We start from the raw sequence: 20,394 nt of genomic DNA, 5'->3' as shown, positions 1-20,394 counted from the left end.
CTAGACTTTGCGCAAGCACCCGAAAGGATTCAGATGGAAGTGCTACAGCCGACGCAGCCAGACGATTCGGCCGTCCTCGGTGCCCTGGCCACGGCCGTCGGGCGCATTGCCCGAAACGACGGCGACCACGCCACCGCCATTCCCGAGCTCTCGCTGCACCGTCGCAGCGCCGCGACCGAGCCCGTGCATTGCATCTACGGCTTCGGCCTGGGCATCACCGTCGGCGGACAGAAGCGCGCGGCGCTCGGCGACGAGATCTACGAGTACGGCGCCGGGCAGTCGCTGCTGATCACGGCCGACCTGCCCGTGGTGGCCCACGTCACCCGCGCCAGCGCGGCACAGCCCTTCCTGGGCCTCATGATCCGGCTCGATCCGCGCGCCATCGTGCAGGTGGCGACCGAGATGGCGTTGCCGCCGCCGTCCAGGGAGCCCCACAACCAGCGCGCCCTGTCGCTGGGCGCGCTCGACCCGACGCTGCTGGGCACCGTCACGCGGCTCGTCGAGCTGCTGGCCGAGCCCCGGCTCGTTCCCCAGCTCGCGCCGCTGCTGCAGAAGGAAATCGTCGTGCGCCTGCTCGCCGGGCGCCACGGCCCGCAGCTGCAGCGCCTCATGACCGTCGGCTCGCCCAGCCAGCAGGTGGCGCAGAGCCTGGCGTGGCTCAAGATGAATTTCAGGAAGCCCGTGCAGGCGGACGAGCTGGCCGCGTCCGCGCACATGAGCCCGTCGACCTACCGCCAGCACTTCCGCGCCGTGACCGGCATGAGCCCGATGCAGTACCTGAAGCAGCTGCGCCTGCAGGAAGCGCGGCAGCTGATGCTGAACCAGAACATCGATGCCGGCACCGCCGGCGTGCGCGTGGGCTACGAAAGCGCCTCGCAGTTCAGCCGCGAGTACGCGCGCCTGTTCGGTGCGCCGCCGCTGCGGGACATCCGGCGGATGCGGGACACGACCGCCGTCGCCTGACGCACGGCGTCGCGGGCAAGCCCCGCGCAGCCGCCCGGCGTCCGAGACAAGCCCCGTGCAGCGGCCCGGGGCGTGCCATTTGCTACCCTCGACGCATGCCCCCCGCTTCCCCTGTTCCCCCGCGCTACATCGCGCTCGCCGGCCCTACCGCGTCCGGCAAGACCGCCGTCGCCCTGGCCGTGGCCCGGCTGCAGCCGGTCGAGATCGTCAGCGTCGACTCGGCGCTGGTCTACCGCGGCATGGACATCGGCACCGCCAAGCCCACCGCCGCCGAACAGGCCGCCGTGCCGCACCACCTGATCGACATCCTCGATGCGCGCGGCAGCTACAGCGCCGCCGCCTTCGTGGCCGACGCCACGCGGCTCATCGACGCCATCCGCGCGCGCGGCGCGCTGCCGCTGCTCGTGGGCGGCACCATGCTGTACTTCAAGGCGCTGTTCGACGGCATCGACGCCATGCCCGCCGCCGACCCCGCCGTGCGCGCGCGCCTCGATGCCGAAGCCGCCGCGCTCGGCTGGCCCGCCATGCATGCGCGGCTGGCGCAGGTCGACCCCGTCACCGCCGCGCGGCTCGCGCCACAGGACAGCCAGCGCATCCAGCGCGCGCTCGAGGTGTGGGAAAGCAGCGGCCAGCCGCTGTCGAGCTTCCACGCCAGCGACACCAAGGCCGCCAAGGCCGTCGACGGCGGCGTGCTCGTGTCGCTCGAACCCGAAGACCGTGCCTGGCTGCACGGCCGCATCGCCGAGCGCTTCGACGCGATGCTCGCGGCCGGCTTTCTCGACGAGGTGAAGGCGCTGCGCGCGCGCGGCGACCTGTCGCCCGACCTGCCCTCGATGCGCTGCGTCGGCTACCGCCAGGCCTGGGAGATGCTCGACGCCTGCGGCGACGCGCCGCCCGATGCCAAGGCCTTGAACGAGTTGCGCGAGCGCGGCATCGCCGCCACGCGCCAGCTCGCCAAGCGGCAGATCACCTGGCTGCGCAGCATGCCGCAGCGCACCGTGATCGCCTGCGACGCGCCCGACGCGGTGCAGGCCGCCGTGCGGCACATCGCCCACATCGCACGCGGGGCGACGCCCGCATGACCCTGCACCTCTCCAACCTCGGCAAGCACTACGGCGACGCGCCGGTCTTCGAACACGTGAGCCTGCAGGTCGCGCCCGGCGAGTTCGTCGCCATCGTGGGCGAATCGGGCGTCGGCAAATCGACCTTGCTCAACTGCATGGCCGGCCTCGACAGCTGGGACGAAGGCAGCGTGTCGCACGACGGCACCGACATCGGCGCGCTCGACGGCGAGGCCCGCGCGCTCTGGCGGCGCCAGCACGTGGGCTTCGTGTTCCAGGCCTTCCACGTGCTGCCGCACCTCGACGTGGCGCAGAACGTGTCGCTGCCGCTGATGCTGCTGGGTCGCCCGCGCGAAGACGCGCGCGTGGCCCACATGCTGGAGGCCGTCGGCCTGCCCGGCATGGGCGCGCGGCTGCCGCAGACGCTCTCGGGCGGCCAGTTGCAGCGCGTGGCCATCGCCCGCGCACTGGTGCATCGGCCCGCGCTTCTGCTCGCCGACGAGCCCACCGGCAACCTCGACCCGTCCACCGCCGCAAAGGTGATGGACCTGCTGATCGGCCAGACGCGCGAGCACGGCGCGTCGCTGGTGCTGGTCACGCACTCGGAGAGCGCGGCGGCGCGTGCGGACCGGTTGCTGCACCTGACGGCGAGCGGTATCCGGGCCTGAGAAGAATCAGCCGATCAGCGACGCGTAGCGCGACAGGTCCACGTTCCCGCCGCTGATCACGATGCCTACGCGCTGGCCTTCGATGGCCTTGGCAGCAGCGATCGCGCCCGCGAACGCGAGGCACCCCGTCGGCTCCACCACCATCTTCATGCGCTCGGCGAAGAAGCGCATCGCATCGACGAGCTGCTCGTCGGTCACCGTGAAGATGTCATCGACATCGCGTTGGATGATCCCGAAGGTGTATTCGCCCAGGTGCTGCGTCTGCGCGCCGTCGGCGATGGTCTTGGGCGTTTCGATGTGCACGATCTTCCCGGCGCGCAGCGACTGTTGGCCGTCGTTGCCGGCCTCGGGCTCCACGCCGTAGACCTTGCAGGCGGGCGACAGCGCACGCGCCGACAGCGCCGAGCCCGACAGCAGCCCGCCGCCGCCGAGGCACACGAACAGGTGATCGAGCGGGCCGGTCTCTTCGATGAGTTCCTTCACCGCCGTGCCCTGCCCCGTGAGCACATCGGGGTGGTCGTAGGGCGGAATCATCGTCATGCCGCGCTCCTGCGCGAGCCGCTTCGTCAGCGCCTCGCGGTCTTCGGTGAAGCGGTCGTACATCACCACTTCGGCGCCGTAGCCCTTCGTGGCCGCGACCTTGGCGGCGGGCGCGTCCTTGGGCATGACGATCACGGCCGGCATCGACAGCAGCCGCGCCGACAGCGCGATGGCCTGCGCGTGGTTGCCTGACGAGAAGGCGATGACGCCGCCCTTGCGCTGCGCGGCGTCGAACTTCGACAGCGCATTGAACGCACCGCGGAACTTGAACGCGCCCATGCGCTGGAAGTTCTCGCACTTGAAGAAGAACTGCGCGCCCCAGCGCTCGTTGGCGGTGGTCGATTGCAGCACCGGCGTGCGGTGGGCATGGCCTTCGAGCCGCGCGGCCGCGGCGATGACGTCGTCGTAGGTAGGGAGTTGCATCGCGCAAGCTTAGCGGCTGCTGGCAGACGGCGCACGCGCGGGTGATGCCGCTTGCGCCATCACCCATTCCGAAAACGCCTTCACCGCCGGCCGCCGCGTGGCGCCCGGCTTGCTCACCAGGTAGTAGGCAAAGCGAGCGGGCCAGCGCTTGTTCATTGCGACGACCAGGCGGCCTTCGTCGAGGAACTCCTGCGCATGCGTGTCTTGCACGAGCGCGATGCCCTGGCCGGCGGCCGCGGCGCGCAGCAGCAACAGGTCTTCCTCGAAGCCGGGACCCCGCAGCGCGGCAACCTCAGGCTCGACGCCATGCGCCTGCAGCCACAGCGCCCAGTCCGCGCGGTCGCTGTCGTGCAGCAGCGTGTACTTCAGGCAGTCGGCGGGTTTGCGGATCGCCGGGCCTTGGGCCAGCAACGAGGGGCTGGCCACCGGCAAGAGCACGGGCGCCATCAGCCGCTCGACCTGCAGGCCGGGGTAGACGCCCAGCCCGTGGCGTATCGCGACATCGACCCCGTCGCGCTGCAGATCGGCCAGCTTGGACGACGCTTCGACCCGCACCTCGATCTCCGGGTGCAACGCCGAGAACGCGCCCAGGCGCGGCACAAGCCAGCTCGCGGCAAAGGACGCGACGGTGCTCACGGTGAGGGTCTGCTGCTTCGACGCGGCCTCCAGCACGGACACGGCGTGTTCGATCTGGTCGAACGCGCGCACCAGGCTCGGATGGATGCGCGCCCCCGCCTCGCTGAGCTGCACGCCGTAGCGCTCGCGCACGAACAGCGACACGTTCAGGCGCTGTTCGAGCACCCGGATCTGCTGGCTCACCGCGCCCGGCGTCACGCCCAGGACGTCGGCGGCGGCCTTGAGGCTGCCGCACCGGCCGGCTTCGGTGAAGGCACGCAAGGCGAGCAAGGGCAGGACGCTTCCCATGGGTTTCCAGTCATTAGAAAAACTGATTTCTTGATCGACGAATCATCGTTTGTCGACCAGGTTCTCTCTCCCTAGCATCGGTTCTTCGATGACCAAGGAAATCAGATTTTCTATCTTCCATGACACCAAGCCTCTCACTCTACACCGACAGCTCGCCCAACGGCTTCAAGATCACCATCGCGCTGGAAGAACTGGCCCTCCCCTACACGCTGCACCACGTGCGCATCGACCGCGGCGAGCACCGCCTCCCCGCGTTCCTCGCGCTCAACCCGCATGGCCGCATTCCGGTGCTGGTGGACCATGCGGCCCGCATCACGCTGTTCGAGTCGGCGGCCATCCTGCTGTACCTGGCCGACAAGGCCGGACGCCTGTTGCCGACGGAACCTGCCGCACGCTGGCAGGCGATCACGTGGCTGATGTTCCATGCGTCGAGCATGGGGCCGCTGCTGGGGCAGCGCGTGCATTTTGAGCGGTTTGCCGCACACCGCAACCCCGAGGCCATCGACCGCTATCGCGAACTCACCGAGGCCGCCTTCTCGACGCTGGATGGCCACCTCGCGAACCACCGTTGGCTGGCGGGCGATTCGTACTCCGTGGCCGACATCGCGACCTTTGGCTGGACGCACATCGCGCGGATCGTCGCGTTCGACTTCAGCCGCCACCGCCACCTGACCGGGTGGCACGAACGCGTGGCCGCACGGCCGGCCGTGCAACGGGGCATCGCACTGCCCGAACCCGCGACGGACGCCTGACGTTGCCTTCCCCTTCTTCTTCCAACCTCTGACATGCAAGCTTCTCTGCCCACCGGCGCCTCCGCCCACGCCTTCGCCACCCACCCCGGCTACCGCCGCATGTTCGCGCCCGACGCGCTCACGCTGGGCATCTTCCTGCCGCTGCGCTTTTTCGAGGGCGACATGGCCGTGCTCGAAGGCCAGTCGGCGCTGCTGGCCGACATCGACCGCCAGGGCTTCGCGGCCATCTGGGCGCGCGACGTGCCTCTGTTCGATCCGCGCTTCGGCGACGCGGGCCAGGTGTTCGATCCGCTCACCTACCTGGCCTTCCTGGCCGCGCGCACGCAGCGCGTGTCGCTGGCCATCGGGAGCGCGATCTTTTCGCTGCGCCATCCGATCGACCTTGCCAAGGCGGCGGTCACCATCGACCAGCTCTCGGGCGGGCGGCTGGTGCTCGGCGTGGCGTCGGGCGACCGCCCCGTCGAGTTTCCCGCCTACGGCCTGGAGCACGGCACGCGCGGGGCGCGCTTCGCGCAATCGGTCGCCTACTTCCGGCAACTGGTGCAGCCCGGCGCCGGCCCCATCGCTTCGCCGCTGGGGCAGCTCAGCGATGCAACGCTGCTGCCCCGGCCCGCCAGCGGCGCGATCCCGCTGATGGTGACCGGCTCGTCGCAGCAGTCGCTCGAGTGGATCGGCACGCACGCGGACGGCTGGCTCACCTACCCGGGCTCGACGCAGAACGTCATGGGGCCGCGCCAACTGGCCGAGAAGATCCGCGCCTGGCGCGCGCTGATTCCCGGCGGCGGCTTCCGCCCGCACATGACGAACGAATGGATCGACCTGAGCGAAGACCCGGACCATCCGCGCACCCCGATGAACGGCGGCTACGTGCTCAAGACGGGCCGCAAGGGGTTGATCGCCCTGCTGACGGAATGGCGCGAGGCCGGCGTCAACCATGCCGCGCTCGGCGTGCAGTTCTCGCGCCGCCCCGCGAAAGAAGTCCTACAGGAACTGGCCGAGGAAGTGCTGCCGCACTTCCCTTCGCACGAAAGCGTCGCGCCGCTGCGGGCGCCCTGGTAACGCGCCACGGCGCGGGGGGAAAACCCCCAGTGCGCCCCGCCGCCGAAGTCCGTACTCTGTATACAGAGTTCAGAAAAGGCCCACCATGCCCGCCCAGTTGCTCAGCATCGAAGTCGCCCCCGACCTCGTCGACCAGGTCTACCGCGCCCTGCTCGGCGCCATCAGCAGCGGCGCGCTCGCGCCGGGCGAGCGGCTCACGCAGGAGGACATCGCGGCGCGGCTCGCGGTGTCGCGCCAGCCGGTGCTGCAGGCGCTGCGGCTGCTCAAGAAAGACGGCTTCGTGCAGGACGCGCCGGGCCGCGGCGTGCTGGTGGCGCCGCTGGAAGCCGAGGCGATGCGCAAGGTCTACCAGGTGCGCGGCGCGCTCGACGTGCTGGCCGCGCGGCTGGCGGCGCAGCAGCGCTTTCGCATCGACCCGAAGCTCATCGAACGCGGCCGGCGCGCGGCGCGCGGGCGCAATGTCGAAGCCATGATCGACGCCGATGTGGCCTTTCACCAGGCCATCTACGCCGCCTCGGGCAACCCGCTGATCGGCCAGAGCGCCGACCCGCACTGGCGCCATCTGCGCCGCGCGATGGGCGCGGTGCTGCAGGCCGAGCCGCAGCGCGAGTCGCTGTGGGACGAGCACGAAGCCATTGCCGACGCCATTGCCGCCGGCGACGTCGAACGCGCCGCGCGCCTGAGCGACGAGCACGTCTCGCGCGCCAGCGACGCGCTGGCCGAGCGGCTCGCGCAGCAGCTGGCACGCACGGCATCCGCATCTGGAACCCCCACCAAAAAAGGAGACAAGGCATGAAGCTGACCCCCGAGCAACGCGCGCAGTTCGAGCGCGAGGGCTACCTGTTCTTCCCCGGCCACTTCTCACCCGAAGAGACCAAGGTGCTGACCGAGGCGGTGCCCGACCTGTACAGCAAGCGCGCAGCCTTCAACGTGCGCGAGAAGGGCTCCGACGCCGTGCGCACGAACTTCGCGGCGCACCTCATCAGCGAGCCCTTCGCGCGGCTGGCGCGCCACCCGCGCATGGTCGGGCCGGTGATGGACCTGTTCGACGAAGCGGTCTACATGCACCAGTTCAAGATCAACGGCAAGATGGCCTTCGAGGGCGACGTGTGGCAGTGGCACCAGGACTACGGCACCTGGCTCAACGACGACCTGATGCCCACCGAGCGCGCGATGAACGTGGCCATCTTTCTCGATGAAGTGACCGAGCACAACGGCCCGCTGATGTTCATTCCGGGCAGCCACCGCAAGGGCGTGGTCGATGCGAAGCATGACCTCACGACCACCAGCTACCCGCTGTGGACGGTCGACAACGACCTGATCCGCCAGCTGGTCGACCGCGCCGGCGGCACGCAAGGCGGCATCGTCTCGCCCAAGGGGCCGGCCGGTTCGATGATCCTGTTCCACAGCTGCCTCGTGCATGCCTCGGGCAGCAACCTCTCGCCCTTCAACCGCGTGGCCGTGTACCTGAGCCTGTGCGCGGTCAGCAACCACATCCGCCGCCACCAGCGGCCGGAGTACATCGCGCACCGCGACTTCACGCCGATCGAGGTGCTGCCCGACGACTGCCTGCTGACGCCCTACCTCGTCGAGGTGCCGTGGAAAGACGGCCTGCCCGAAAGCGCGCTGCGCACCTCGCCCGACCTGATCGAAACCGTGGAAGCCTGACCGCCATGAGCCTGCACACCCGCCTGCAACAACGCGCCGCCGAAGGCCGCCCCATCCGCATCGGCCTGATCGGCGCCGGCAAGTTCGGCGCCATGTACCTGGCGCAGATTCCGCGCACGCCCGGCGTGCAGCTGGTCGCCATTGCCGACCTCTCGCCCGCCGCCGCGCGCGTCAACCTGGAACGCGTGGGCTGGCAGGCCGAGCGCAGCAACGCCGGCTCGGTGCAGGAGGCGCTGAAGACCGGCGCCACCTGGATCACCGACGACTGGCAGGCCGTGACGCGCGAGCCCAGCATCGACATCGTGGTCGAGTGCACCGGCAACCCGGTCGCCGCGGTCGACCACTGCCTGGATGCCTTTGCGCACGGCAAGCACGTGGTCAACGTGACGGTCGAGGCCGACGCCTTCTGCGGCCCGCTGCTCGCGCACAAGGCGCAGCAGGCCGGCGTGGTGTATTCGCTGGCCTTCGGCGACCAGCCCGCGCTGATCTGCGACCTGGTCGACTGGGCCCGCACCTGCGGCTTTCCCGTGGTGGCGGCGGGGCGCGGCCACAAGTGGCTGCCGCACTTCACCGAATCGACGCCCGAGACCGTGTGGGGCAACTACGGCCTCACGCCCGAGCAGGCGAAACGCGGCGGGCTCAACCCGAAGATGTTCAACAGTTTTCTCGACGGCTCCAAGCCGTCGATCGAAAGCTCGGCCGTGGCCAACGCCACCGGCCTGGGCGTGCCTTCCGACGGCCTGCTCTACCCGCCCGCGAGCGTGGAAGACATTCCCTTCGTCACGCGCCCGCGCAGCGAAGGCGGCGTGCTGGAGCGCAAGGGCATGGTCGAGGTGATCTCGTCGCTCGAGGCCGACGGCCGCAAGATCCCGTACGACATCCGCATGGGCGTGTGGGTCACGGTCGAGGCCGAGACCGACTACATCAAGAACTGCTTCGAGGAATACAACGCCCACACCGACCCGAGCGGGCGCTACTTCACGCTGTACAAGCGCTGGCACCTGATCGGGCTCGAAGTGGGCATGTCGGTCGCCAGCGTGGCGCTGCGCGGCGAGCCCACCGGCGTGGCCACCGGCTGGAACGCCGACGTGGTCGCCACCGCCAAGCGCGACCTCGCGGCGGGCGAGATGCTCGACGGCGAAGGCGGCTACACCGTCTGGGGCAAGCTGCTGCCGGCCGAGCGCTCACTGCGCCTGGGCGGCCTGCCGCTCGGGCTGGCGCACAACGTCAGGCTCGTGCGCCCCGTGAAGAAGGGCCAGAGCCTGAGCTGGGCCGACGTGGCGATGGACACCACCACCGCCGCCTACCGGCTGCGCCAGGAAATGGAAGCGCTGTTCACGCCCGCGGTGCGCGCCCGCGCGGCCTGAGAAGGTGTGAGCGCGGGGGCCGCGCGCCCACGTTGCGCCAAAGAGCGAACAGGACAAGAATCTTCTGCTCGGCACCGTGCCCGGTGTCGAAATGACCGGTTGCGGGCCGTCATTGTGGTGAGCGATCTTGCTCGGCAAGCTTTTCCTCACGGAGAAACACCATGCAGTACATGTTGATGTTCTACCAACCCGCGGCCGAATTCGAACAACGCAACGACGCCTCGTCGCAGGCCTACCGCGCCAGCTGGGTCGCGTACGCCGACGCGGTGCGCCAGTCGGGCATTTCGCTCGGCGGCCACGGCCTGCTGCCGCCCATGACCGGCACCACGCTGCGCGTGCGCGGCGACAAGCGCCAGGTGCAGGACGGCCCCTTCGCCGACACCAAGGAGCAGCTCGGCGGCTACTTCGTCGTCGACGTGCCCGACCTCGACGCCGCGCTCGAATGGGCCGCGCGTGCGCCCTGCGCCGCCAGCGGCGGCGTCGAAGTGCGGCCGGTCTTCACCGCCACCGCAGCGGCGGGCGCGAGCCAGACGTGACCACTCCGGCGGCACACCACGCCGCCGAACGCGCGGCACGCGAGTCGTACGGGCGGCTGCTGGCCATCCTGTCCGCCCGCACGCACGACATCGCGGCCTCGGAAGACGCCCTGGCCGACGCCTTCGCCCGCGCGCTCGAGCGCTGGCCCGCCGACGGCGTGCCGGTGCAGCCCGACGCCTGGCTGCTGAGCGTCGCGCGGCACCGCAAGCTCGACGCCTGGCGCCACAGCCGCGTGCAGGACGACGCCACGCAGACCCTGCTGCTGCTCGCCGGCGAGATGGACGAGGCCGACCCCGATGCCACCACCGTGCCCGACGAGCGCCTGCGCCTGCTGTTCGTCTGCGCGCACCCGGCCATCGACGCCGCCGCGCGCGCGCCGCTGATGCTGCAGACCGTGCTCGGGCTCGACGCCGCGCGCATGGCCGGCGCCTTCCTCACCTCGCCTTCCGCGCTGGGGCAGCGGCTGGTGCGCGCCAAGGCCCGCATCCGCGCGGCCGGCATTCCTTTCGAATACCCGCAGGCGCGCGACCTGCCGCACCGGCTGCGCGACGTGCTCGACGGCATCTACGCCGCCTACGGCACCGGCTGGGACGACGTCGACGGTGCTGACGCCCTGCCGCGCGGACTGACGACCGAGGCCATCGACCTGGGCCGCATCCTGTGCCGCCTGCTGCCCGCCGAGCCCGAGCCGCTGGGCCTGCTGGCGCTGATGCTGTTCTGCGAGGCGCGCACCGCGGCGCGCCGCACCGAGGCCGGCGCCTACGTGCCGCTCGACCAGCAGGACATCACGCGCTGGGACCACGCGCTGCTGGCCGAGGCCGAGCACCACCTGCGCATCGCGTCGGCCATGCAGTCGCTCGGGCCCTACCAGCTCGAGGCCGCGATCCAGTCGGCCCACTGCGAACGCCGCGCGGGCGCACCGGTGCCGCCCGAGGTGCTGGTGTCGCTGTACGAAGGCCTGCTCGCGCTGCGGCCCAGCATCGGCGCGCAGGTCAGCCTGGCGTGTGCGCTGGCGAATGCGCGCGGGCCCGAAACCGGGCTGCGCGCGCTCGATGCGATTCCATCGGACGAGGTGGCGAACTACCAGCCGTTCTGGGCGGCGCGTGCGCACCTGCTCGCGGCCGGCGGTGCGCGCGTGGCGGCGCGTCAGGCGTACGACCGGGCGATCGGGTTGAGCAGCAATGGGGCGGTGCGGGCGTACCTGCACGCGATGTCGGAACGGGCCTGAGGCGTTCAGTCCTGCGGCACGGCAACCCCGACCCGCCGCCCTTCGAGCCGGCTGCCACCCTGCGTCAGCGTGACGCCGATCACCTCACCCCCATCGCCGCGCCGGAACACGAACTGCGCGCCGATGGCCGTCACCGCAAAACGATCCGGCCCGGTGGGCGTGAGGCCGTTGTAGCCCTTGCCCGACTCACGCGCCAGCAAACGCCCATCGCGCACGGTGACGCCCAGCACCTGCGCCTTGCCGACGCGGAACTCGCCCGCGTAGTCGGCCAGGCGCTTCGGATCGATGGGCACTTCGGTCGTCGGCACCGGGTAGCGGCTCTTGCCGATGGCGAGCATGACGGGCTGCAGCGGTGCGCGCTGGTTGCTGGCGAGCACGATGAGCGCTTCGCCGGTGTCGGGCGCCAGCAGCCAGAGCGTGCGGTAGCCCTCGGTGACGCCCGCGTGGTAGTAGGTGCGCCGGCCGGTCTCGGGGCCGCGCACCATCACGGCGTAGCCGATCTCGGCACCCTCGTAGCGCGCGAGCGGCGCGAGCAGGCGCGCGGCGGCCGGACCCAGCGGCCCCTGGGCGCCGGCGAGGATCGCGCGGCTGAAGGCCAGCATGTCGGCGGCGGTCGAGCGCAGCGCGCTGGCGGGCGCGTAGGCATGCATGTCGAAGCGGCGCTGGCGCTGGTCGCCCGCGAACGGCGGCGCCATGCGCGAGGCCTTGTCGCCGAGGGGGATCACGGTGTCGTTCATGCCCAGCGGCTCGGTGATGCGCGCACGCACCAGCTCGCCCCACGAGGTGCCGTAGCGCAGCGCCAGCAGCTGTCCGAGCAGCGCCATGCCGAAGTTGCTGTAGCGCGCCTCGCACGGCGCCGCGACGCCCGTGAGGTGGATGCGCGCGAGCGCGGCCCAGAACATCGGCAGGTCGAAGCTGCGGAACTGCTCGGCCAGCGCGGCGCCACCGGTCACGCCGTCGGCCATCACGGGCAGGCAGCCGGTGTGGGTGACGAGCTGCCGCAGCGTGATCGACGCCACGGCGGGCGGCACGCCCTCGGCATGGCCGGCCAGCAGCTTGCCCACGCTGTCGTCGAGCGCCACGTCGCCTCGCTCCACCGCCTGCGCGAGCAACAGCCCGGTGAAGACCTTGGTGACGGAGCCGATCTCGAACATCGGCTGCTCCGCGCTGGCCGGCGCAATGGCGCGCGCCACCAGCGGCTCGGGGTTGTGGGCGATGCCGTAGGCAGCCTTGTCACCGCGCAGCACGCCGACCACCAGCGTGCCGCGCTCGGCGCCGAGCGCGGTGCGGGCCAGCACGGCGGGGTCGCTGGCGAGCGAGAGCGGTGCGGACGGTGGTGCGAGTTGCGCACTCGCTGCGCCCGCCAGCCAGGGCACGAGAAGCCAGGGCGCCAGCCAGCGGCGGCACCAGGCGGAGGGCAGAAGCCGCATCGTCGGAATCCTCGGGCGTGAAGTCGTCATCGTCGAACAGACGCCATCCTGCCACGGCGGCCACAATGACCCCATGCGTGCATTGCTTTCGACTTTCTCCTGGCAGGAACTGCGGCACCACCCCTGGCGCAACGCGGCGGCCGTGCTGGCCGTGATGCTGGGCGTGGCGCTGGCGTTTTCGGTGCAGCTCATCAACGCCTCGGCGCTCGACGAGTTCTCCAGCGCGGTGCGCTCGGTGAACGGCCAGCCCGACCTCGAGGTGCGCGCCGCGCAGGGCAGCTTCGACGAGGCCGTGTTCGGCCGGCTCGCGCGCCGGCCCGAAGTGGCGCTGGCGAGCCCGGTGCTCGAGTTCCAGGCCCTGGCCCTGGCCCACGACGGGCGCCAGGTGCCGCTGCGCGTGATCGGCGTCGATGCGCTCGCGCTGCCCACCATCGCGCCCGCGCTGATGCCGCAGTCGGCCGCCGGTGCCGACCGCTTCGCGCTGTTCGCGCCCGGCCATGTGTTCCTCAACGCGGCGGCGCGCCAGGCGCTGCAGCTGCCGCTGCAGCCCGCGACCGGTGAGAGTCTGCAGCTGCGCAGCGGCGCCGCGTGGCAGCGCCTCGCGGTGTCGGGCCATGTGACGGCCGGCGGCGCGGCGCTGGCGGTGATGGACATCGCGGTCGCGCAGGAGCTGTTCGGCCCGCTCGGCCAGTTGAGCCGCATCGACCTGCGGCTGGCGCCGGGCACCGACCGCGCGGCCTTCGTGGCCGCACTCGAGAAGTCGCCCGATTGGCCGGCGGGCCTGAAGTTCGCAGAGCCGGGCGATGCGGCCGAGCGCGTGAGCAACCTGTCGCGCGCCTACCGCGTCAACCTCACGGTACTGGCGCTGGTGGCGCTGTTCACGGGGGCGTTCCTGGTGTTCTCGGTGCTCGCGCTCAGCGTGGCCAAGCGCGCGCAGCAGTTCGCGCTGCTCGGCGTGCTGGGCCTCACGCCGCGCGGGCGGCTGCGGCTGGTGCTGGCCGAATCGCTGGTGCTCGGGCTGATTGGCAGCGCCGCCGGCCTGGCGCTGGGCACCGCGCTCGCGGCCTTCGCGCTGCGCGTGCTGGGTGGCGACCTGGGCGGCGGCTACTTCGAAGGCGTGGCGCCCCGGTTGCACTGGAGCAGCGGCGCCGCGCTGCTGTACGGCGGGCTCGGCGTGGTGGCCGCGCTGGTGGGTGGCTGGTGGCCGGCGCGCGCCGCGCAGGCGCTGCCCGAGGCGCAGACGCTCAAGGGCCTGGGCGCGGCGCCTGCGCAGGGCCGCCACCACTGGCTCGCGCTCGGGCTCATCGGCGCGGGCGCGGCGCTGGCCAACCTGCCGGCCATCGGCGGCATTCCGGTGGCGGCGTACCTGTCGGTGGCCTGCCTGCTGGTGGGCGGCATCACCGCCCTGCCCTGGCTGATCGCGCTGCTGTACGACCGCGTGGCGCCCGCGTTTGCGCGGCGCGTGCTGCCGATGCTCGCCGTCGAGCGCGCGCGCCGTATGCGCGGCACGGCGGCCGTGGCGGTGAGCGGCGTGGTCGCGAGCCTGAGCCTGGCGGTGGCGCTCACGGTGATGGTCGCGAGCTTTCGCGAGTCGGTCACGCACTGGCTCGATGTGGTGCTGCCGGCCGACCTGTACGTGCGCGCCACCTCGGGCGGGCGCGGCAGCGGCAACAGCGGCGGCACCAGCAGCACCGACACCGCGACCTTCGCGCCGGCCTTCGTGCAGGCGCTGGCGCAACTGCCCGGCGTGGCGCGCACCGGCACGCTGCGCACGCAGTCGCTGCAGCTCGACCCCGCGCAGCCCGCGGTGACGCTGATCGCGCGCAGCCTCGAAGGCGGCGTGGTGCGCGGCCTGCCGCTGGTGGGCGAGGCGCTGCCGGTGCCGCCCGGGCAGACCGGCATCTACGTGAGCGAGCCGATGGTCGAGCTGTACGGCGCGAAGCCGGGCACCGCGTTTTCGCCGCTGGCCGATGCGATGCGCACGTCAACGCCGCAGGTGTTCTTCGTGGCCGGCGTGTGGCGCGACTACGCGCGGCAGTTCGGCGCCATCGCGATGGACGCGCGCGACTTCGAACGCATCACCGGCGAGCACGACGTGAGCGACGTCGCGCTGTGGCTCGCGCCCGGTGCGTCGGAGGCCGAGGTGCAAGCGGCTGTGCGCGAACTCGCGTCGCGAACATCACGCGACGGCGCCGTGGAGCTGGCCTCGGTCGGCCAGATCCGCGCCACCTCGCTGCGCATCTTCGACCGCAGCTTTGCCGTCACCTACTGGCTGCAGGCCGTGGCCATCGCCATCGGCCTGTTCGGCATCGCGGCCAGCTTCAGCGCGCAGGTGCTGGCGCGGCGCAAGGAGTTCGGCCTGCTCGCGCACCTGGGCTTCACGCGGCGGCAGGTGCTGGCCGTGGTGGCCGGCGAAGGCGCGGCCTGGACCGCCATCGGCGCGGTGGCCGGGCTGCTGCTCGGGCTGGCCGTGTCGGTGGTGCTGGTGAAGGTGGTGAACCCGCAGAGCTTCCACTGGAGCATGGACCTGCTGGTGCCCTGGGTGCGGCTGCTGGCGCTGTGCGCGGCCGTGGTGGCGGCCGGCACGTTCACGGCGTGGATGGCCGGGCGCGCCGCCGCGGGTCGCGACGTGGTGCTGGCGGTGAAAGAGGACTGGTAGCGCCCGGCATCCGCTGGACCCGTTCCACGGCCTCCTTCTCGCCAGCCGGGCGGCAGGTCTTCGGTGGCCAGGTGATCGGTGTCGCCAAAGGCCTGCCACTGGCCGTTGGCTCCCTTGCGGGCCGGTCCGTCGGTCGCAACGCGCCCGGCCACGGCCCTTGATCGCGCGAACACGCCCTAGCCATCGCGGCTAGTGCGTCCGGCCCTGCGTCGCACGACGATCACCAAGGGAACGGATTGCGCCGTGACGCCTTCGGCGGATCGCTCCGTTCCGTCACCCAAGGAGATCGCGACATGCAGGTCGAACGCAGCGTCTATCGTGAGGACCACGAGACATTCCGCACCACGGTGCGCCGCTTTCTCGAACGCGAGTGCGTGCCGCAGCAGGCCGAGTGGGACCGCGACGGCCAGGTCAGCCGCGAGGTCTGGCTAAAGGCCGGCCGCGAGGGCCTGCTGTGCACCACGCTGCCCACCGAATACGGCGGCGGTGGCGGCGACTTCGGCCACGCGGCCATCATTGCCGAGGAGATCGCGCACGCCGGTGTCGGCGGCCTGTCGATCGGGCTGCATTCGGACATCGTGGCGCCCTACATCCACCGCCTGGGCACCGAGGCGCAAAAACGGAAGTGGCTGCCGGGCATCTGCCGCGGCGAGCAGATCCTGGCGGTGGCCATCACCGAACCGGGCGGCGGCTCGGACGTGAAATCGCTGCGCACCACCGCCGTGCGCGACGGCGACGACTACCTCATCAACGGCAGCAAGACCTTCATCAGCAACGGCTTCCTCAGCGACCTCGTGGTCGTGGTGTGCAAGACCGACCCGGCCGCTGGCGCCAAGGGCGTGAGCCTGGTCGTGGTCGAGACGGACCGCCCCGGCTTTCGCCGCGGCCGCAAGCTCGACAAGGTCGGCATGCGCGCCCAGGACACGGCCGAGCTGTTCTTCGACAACATCCGCGTGCCGGTGGCCAACCGGCTGGGCGAAGAAGGCAAGGGCTTCGCCTACCTGATGCAGGAGCTGCCGCAGGAACGTTTCATGATCGCCGTCAGCGCCGCGACCAAGCTCGAGCGCCTTCTCCAGCAGACCCTCGATTACGTGAAGGACCGCCGCGCCTTCGACCAGACCGTGTGGGACTTCCAGAACACGAAGTTCAAGCTGGCCGACATCAAGGCCCAGTCGGTGGCGCTGCGCACGATGGTCGATCACTACCTCGCGGCGCACATGAGCCGGCGCCTCACGGTCGAAGAAGCCGCGATCGCCAAGCTGTTCGCCACCGAAACGCTGTGGAAGTGCATCGACGACATGGTGCAGCTGCACGGCGGCTACGGCTACATGCTGGAGTACCCCATCGCACGCGCCTTCGTCGACATGCGCGTGAGCCGCATCTACGGCGGCACCAGCGAAGTGATGCGCGACCTGATCTCGCGCAAGCTGTAGGCCGGGCAAGCCGGCATTCAAACAAGGAGCATCTTCATGATCGACAGGAACATCATCGGCATGGCTTTCCCGCCCTTTGCCATCACCGCCGAAGCCGGGCAGCTGCGCTTCTTCGCCAAGGCCATCGGCGAGACCGATCCGGTCTACTTCGACGAGTCCGCCGCGCGCGATGCCGGCCACCCCACCTTGCCGCTGCCACCCACCTTCCTGTTCTCACTGGAGCTCGCGCGTCCGCCGAGCAACTGGCGCGAGGACGCCGGCATCGAGCTGGCGCGCGTGCTGCACGGCGAGCAGTCTTTTACCTACCGGCGCATGGCCCATGCGGGCGACACGCTGCACTTCGACAGCCGGGTCACCGACGTCTACGAGAAGAAAGGCGGCGCGCTCGAGTTCGTCGTCATGGAAACCCGCGTCACCAACCAGCGCTCGGAGCACGTGGCCGACATCCGCAAGGTGCTGGTGCACCGCAATGGCTGAACAACACAAGGAACACCCGATGAAGACCCTGAATTTCGACGCCCTCGAACCCGGCGATACGCTGCCCCCACTGGCACTCGCCCCGATCAACCGCACGACCCTGGCGCTTTTTGCCGGCGCATCGAACGACCACAACCCGATGCATATCGACCTGGACTTCGCGCAGCGCGGCGGCATGCCCGACGTGTTCGCGCACGGCATGCTGTCGATGGCCTACCTGGGCCGCCTGCTGACGCAGTGGGTCGACCAGCGCAAGGTGCGCCAGTTCAACGCGCGCTTCGCCGGCATCACGCACCTGGGCCATGCCATCACCTGCACGGGCGAGGTCATCGAGAAGTTCGAGGCCGGCGGCGAGGAGCGGGTGAAGGTGGAAATCCGCACCACCAACCAGGACGGCGAGGTGAAGATCCTGGGCGACGCGGTCATCGCGCGCTGACCCGGCCCGAAGGTGGTCCCCGGTGCCACGGCGCCGGGGACCGCGCGATCGATCACTGCATGAAATTCGGCCCGGCCAGCTTGACCAGTTCGCGCGTGCGCACCGATTCGCTGGCGATCATCGCGCTGAACGGCTCCCGCCCCGTGCCGGCGAACTCCCCGCCGCTGATGCGCACCACCTGCTCGCGGAACGCGGGGTCTGCGGCCGCGCGCACCATCAGTGCCTCGAACTTGCCGGCAATCGGCGCCGGCGTCTTGGCACGGATCGCAAAGCCGATGAAGGTGAAGAGCGTGTAGTCGGCCACGCCGCCTTCCTGCACGGTGGGCACTCCCGGCATCAACGCATGGCGCTTGCCCGACGACACGCCCAGCCCCCGCACCTTGCCCGAGGCGATCAGCGGCGCCGCGCCGCCGACATCGGTCAGCGCCGCATCGGCCACGCCGCCGATCACGTCGGCGATGGCCTGCGAGGCGCCCTTGTAGGGAATGGCGTTGAACTTCACGCCCGCCCGGCGCGCGAGGTCCAGTGCGCCCAGCCTGTACGAGTTGCCGTAGACACCGATGCTGACCGACCCCGGCGCCTTGCGGGCCGCATCGAGCAGGTCGCCCAGCGTCTTGAACCGCGAGTCGGGCGATGTCACCAGCACGGCCGGAATGCGCACCAGGTCGAGCATCGGCGTCAGGTCTTCCACCTTGTAGGGCAGGTCCTTGATGACCAGCGGGTTGATCACCATGGTGCTGTTGCTGACGAGCACCACCGAATGACCGTCCGCCGGCGCGCCCAGCAGGTTCTGCGTGCCCACGACAAGATCGGCGCCGGGCCGGTTCTCGACGAAGGTCGCCTGCCCCGAGACGGCCCTGAACTGCTCCGCCATCAGCCGCGTGAGCGTGTCGCCGCTGCTGCCGGGCCCGATGGGCACGATGAAGCGCACCGCGCGAGAGGGATACCCCTCGTCGGCCTGGGCCTGCGAGAGCGTGGGGACGGCCACGGCCAGGGCCAGCCACACGGCACCGATCTTCTTGTTCATGTCTTGTCTCCTTGGAGGGTCTTCACGTGAGCGCGAGTGCGGCAGCGCGCGCGGCCTGATCGTTCGCGTCCTGCTGCGCCTGCATCTCGCGCCACAGGATCTTTCCGGTCGCGGTCTTGGGCAGGGCCTCGACGAACTCGACCAGGCGCGGCACCTTGTAGGCCGACAGGCGCGTGCGCGCCCATTCCGTCACCGCCTCCGGCGCCAGCGTGCCGCGCGCCGCCGGACGCAGCACGACGAAGGCCTTGACGGTCTCGCCGCGGCGCGCATCGAAGGCCGAGATCACGCAGGCTTCCTGCACCGCCGGGTGGCCGTACAGCGAGGTCTCGATCTCGGCGGGCCAGATCTTCAGGCCCGCCGCGTTGATCATCCGCTTGAGCCGGTCGGTGACATAGAAATAGCCGTCCTCGTCGTGATGGCCGATGTCGCCGCTGCGCAGGAAGCGCTTGCCGTCGATCTCGATGGTCGCCGCCGCCGTGGCCTCCGGCTGGTTCCAATAGCCCTCGAACAGGGTCGGCGCGTGGATCACGATTTCCCCGGGGTGCGCGGGCCCCAGTTCCGCGCCCGAGTCCGGATCGATCACGCGGGCATCGCAGTTGATGTGCGGCACGCCCGCGCACTGGCGCCGCGCCGCGTGGGGCGGGTTGATGTGCGAGGCGCCGCAGGCCTCCGTGAGGCCGTAGCTTTCGATGAAGGACAGCCCCAGCCGTTCCTCGATCTTGCGGATCAGCGCCTCGGGCATGGCCGTGGCGCCGCCATAGAGCCGCCGCAGCGACGACAGGTCGCGCTGCGCGATGTCGGGCCGCGAGAACACCTCGGCCAGCATCGGCGTGACGGCGCACCAGGCGTACAGGCGCAGCCGCTCGATCAGCTCGACCACCGCGTCGCCATCCCAGCGCGACAGCAGCACGACGGTGCGCCCGACGTAGATCGCCAGGTTCATCACGTTCATGCCGGCCAGGTGGCTGGCCGGCAGCACCAGCAGCTCGGACTGGTCGGCCTGCTCCGACAGCCACTGCACGCGCTGCAGCGATGCATGGGCGAAGTTGCGGTGGGTCAGCATGGCGCCCTTGGGCTTGCCGGTGGTGCCCGAGGTGTAGGCCACCACGGCAAGGTCGCCGCCCCCGCCCTGCATCGGGGTCGGCGCGATGCCTGCCGCGAGCGCGCCGGAGAACGTGTGCAGCCCGGGGCCGCCCAACGGCCGCCGCGCTTCGCGCACGAACTCGGGAATCTCGAGGAAGGGCACATCCTGCGGCCTTCCGGCCAGCTCGGAGACCGCGCCGACCACGCAGCCGTCCAGGCGGTTGTCGTCGAGCAGGGACTGCGCCCTGTCCATCATGTCCTGCGTGGCGATCAGCACCCGCGCGCCGGAATCGCTGGCGTAGTAGGCGACCTCCTCGGCGGTGCTCATGGCGTTCATCGCCACCACCACGGCGTCGCACCGCAGCACCGCGTAGTAGGCGATGACGAACTGCGGGCAGTTCTGCATCAGCAGCAGCACGCGGTCGCCGCGCCGCACGCCCAGCCGCTGCTGCAGGTAGCCGGCCAGCGCCAGCGCATCGGCATGCAGGCTGCGGTAGCTGGTCGAGCGTCCGTAGTAGGAGATCGCGACCTTGTCCGGCGCGGCCTCGGCGCTTCTGGCGAGGTGGCTGAACAGGTTGCGATCGGCCACTTCCAGCGTCTGCGGAACGCCGGCGGGCCAGTGTGCGTAGTGGCGGGTCAACCGTGCCATGAAAGCTGCC

General features: G+C 70.8%; 19 protein-coding genes. 14 read left to right on the top strand and 5 right to left on the bottom strand.

Annotated features, from left to right (window positions below):
* Positions 1-33: 33 nt before the first annotated feature.
* The 3 genes from VHAB30_RS05865 to VHAB30_RS05855 all read left to right on the top strand — a co-directional run bounded on the left by VHAB30_RS05865 (position 34) and on the right by VHAB30_RS05855 (position 2,692).
* Complete coding sequence (locus VHAB30_RS05865; RefSeq protein WP_159276149.1) at positions 34-963, top strand: AraC family transcriptional regulator; 930 nt, start codon at positions 34-36, stop codon at positions 961-963.
* Between the two features lie 95 nt (positions 964-1,058).
* A complete protein-coding gene (gene miaA, locus VHAB30_RS05860; protein ID WP_159276148.1) occupies positions 1,059-2,045 on the top strand; it encodes a tRNA (adenosine(37)-N6)-dimethylallyltransferase MiaA in 987 nt (328 codons plus the stop codon).
* Entirely contained in the window at positions 2,042-2,692 is a 651-nt protein-coding gene (locus VHAB30_RS05855) for an ABC transporter ATP-binding protein (RefSeq protein WP_062478488.1), read from the top strand. Before miaA ends, VHAB30_RS05855 begins: the two co-directional genes overlap by 4 nt.
* Positions 2,693-2,698: 6 nt before the next feature.
* Here VHAB30_RS05855 and VHAB30_RS05850 read toward each other — a convergent pair whose 3' ends face one another.
* On the bottom strand, positions 2,699-3,655 hold the full coding sequence (locus VHAB30_RS05850) for a threo-3-hydroxy-L-aspartate ammonia-lyase (protein WP_159276147.1): 957 nt from the start codon (positions 3,653-3,655) through the stop codon (positions 2,699-2,701).
* Positions 3,656-3,664: 9 nt separating this feature from the next.
* Positions 3,665-4,579 carry a transcriptional regulator GcvA gene (gene gcvA, locus VHAB30_RS05845; RefSeq protein WP_159276146.1) on the bottom strand — a complete coding sequence of 305 codons (915 nt, stop codon included), beginning with the start codon at positions 4,577-4,579 and terminating at the stop codon, positions 3,665-3,667.
* A gap of 119 nt (positions 4,580-4,698) precedes the next feature.
* On the opposite strand from gcvA, the gene VHAB30_RS05840 reads away from it, so the two are divergent.
* From VHAB30_RS05840 to VHAB30_RS05810, 7 genes are all read left to right on the top strand, one after another.
* Positions 4,699-5,331 (top strand): glutathione S-transferase family protein, encoded by a 633-nt coding sequence (locus VHAB30_RS05840; protein ID WP_159276145.1) that lies wholly within the window; start codon positions 4,699-4,701, stop codon positions 5,329-5,331.
* Between the two features lie 33 nt (positions 5,332-5,364).
* Entirely contained in the window at positions 5,365-6,390 is a 1,026-nt protein-coding gene (locus tag VHAB30_RS05835) for an LLM class oxidoreductase (protein ID WP_159276144.1), read from the top strand.
* 85 nt (positions 6,391-6,475) lie between these two features.
* Complete coding sequence (locus VHAB30_RS05830) at positions 6,476-7,186, top strand: GntR family transcriptional regulator (RefSeq protein WP_159276143.1); 711 nt, start codon at positions 6,476-6,478, stop codon at positions 7,184-7,186.
* Positions 7,183-8,058: a phytanoyl-CoA dioxygenase family protein gene (locus VHAB30_RS05825; protein ID WP_159276142.1), complete on the top strand. Its 876-nt coding sequence runs from the start codon at positions 7,183-7,185 to the stop codon at positions 8,056-8,058. The genes VHAB30_RS05830 and VHAB30_RS05825 overlap by 4 nt, the downstream gene beginning before the upstream one ends.
* Positions 8,059-8,063: 5 nt before the next feature.
* Positions 8,064-9,425 (top strand): NAD(P)H-dependent oxidoreductase, encoded by a 1,362-nt coding sequence (locus tag VHAB30_RS05820; protein WP_159276141.1) that lies wholly within the window; start codon positions 8,064-8,066, stop codon positions 9,423-9,425.
* A 161-nt stretch (positions 9,426-9,586) separates the two neighbouring features.
* On the top strand, positions 9,587-9,961 hold the full coding sequence (locus tag VHAB30_RS05815) for a YciI family protein (RefSeq protein ID WP_062478473.1): 375 nt from the start codon (positions 9,587-9,589) through the stop codon (positions 9,959-9,961).
* Complete coding sequence (locus tag VHAB30_RS05810) at positions 9,958-11,190, top strand: RNA polymerase sigma factor (RefSeq protein WP_159276140.1); 1,233 nt, start codon at positions 9,958-9,960, stop codon at positions 11,188-11,190. Before VHAB30_RS05815 ends, VHAB30_RS05810 begins: the two co-directional genes overlap by 4 nt.
* Positions 11,191-11,195: 5 nt before the next feature.
* Here VHAB30_RS05810 and VHAB30_RS05805 read toward each other — a convergent pair whose 3' ends face one another.
* Complete coding sequence (locus tag VHAB30_RS05805; RefSeq protein ID WP_159276139.1) at positions 11,196-12,620, bottom strand: serine hydrolase domain-containing protein; 1,425 nt, start codon at positions 12,618-12,620, stop codon at positions 11,196-11,198.
* A gap of 73 nt (positions 12,621-12,693) precedes the next feature.
* Here VHAB30_RS05805 and VHAB30_RS05800 point away from each other — a divergent pair, with 73 nt between their 5' ends.
* The 4 genes from VHAB30_RS05800 to VHAB30_RS05785 all read left to right on the top strand — a co-directional run bounded on the left by VHAB30_RS05800 (position 12,694) and on the right by VHAB30_RS05785 (position 17,625).
* Positions 12,694-15,279 carry an FtsX-like permease family protein gene (locus tag VHAB30_RS05800; RefSeq protein ID WP_159276138.1) on the top strand — a complete coding sequence of 862 codons (2,586 nt, stop codon included), beginning with the start codon at positions 12,694-12,696 and terminating at the stop codon, positions 15,277-15,279.
* Positions 15,280-15,572: 293 nt separating this feature from the next.
* Positions 15,573-16,712, top strand: a complete 1,140-nt coding sequence (locus VHAB30_RS05795) for an acyl-CoA dehydrogenase family protein (protein WP_159276137.1) — start codon at positions 15,573-15,575, stop codon at positions 16,710-16,712.
* Between the two features lie 36 nt (positions 16,713-16,748).
* Positions 16,749-17,189: a MaoC family dehydratase N-terminal domain-containing protein gene (locus VHAB30_RS05790; protein ID WP_062482837.1), complete on the top strand. Its 441-nt coding sequence runs from the start codon at positions 16,749-16,751 to the stop codon at positions 17,187-17,189.
* A 19-nt stretch (positions 17,190-17,208) separates the two neighbouring features.
* Positions 17,209-17,625, top strand: coding sequence for a MaoC family dehydratase (locus VHAB30_RS05785; protein WP_062482834.1), 417 nt, complete (start codon positions 17,209-17,211; stop codon positions 17,623-17,625).
* A 52-nt stretch (positions 17,626-17,677) separates the two neighbouring features.
* Here VHAB30_RS05785 and VHAB30_RS05780 read toward each other — a convergent pair whose 3' ends face one another.
* Together VHAB30_RS05780 and VHAB30_RS05775 are read right to left on the bottom strand one after the other, a co-directional pair.
* Complete coding sequence (locus VHAB30_RS05780) at positions 17,678-18,652, bottom strand: tripartite tricarboxylate transporter substrate binding protein (RefSeq protein ID WP_159276136.1); 975 nt, start codon at positions 18,650-18,652, stop codon at positions 17,678-17,680.
* A gap of 22 nt (positions 18,653-18,674) precedes the next feature.
* Complete coding sequence (locus VHAB30_RS05775) at positions 18,675-20,384, bottom strand: AMP-binding protein (protein WP_159276135.1); 1,710 nt, start codon at positions 20,382-20,384, stop codon at positions 18,675-18,677.
* Positions 20,385-20,394: the final 10 nt, after the last annotated feature.

Source organism: Variovorax boronicumulans, from assembly GCF_009811375.1.
Taxonomy (GTDB): Bacteria; Pseudomonadota; Gammaproteobacteria; order Burkholderiales; family Burkholderiaceae_C; genus Variovorax; species Variovorax boronicumulans.
This window is presented reverse-complemented; position numbering and strand designations above follow the sequence as displayed.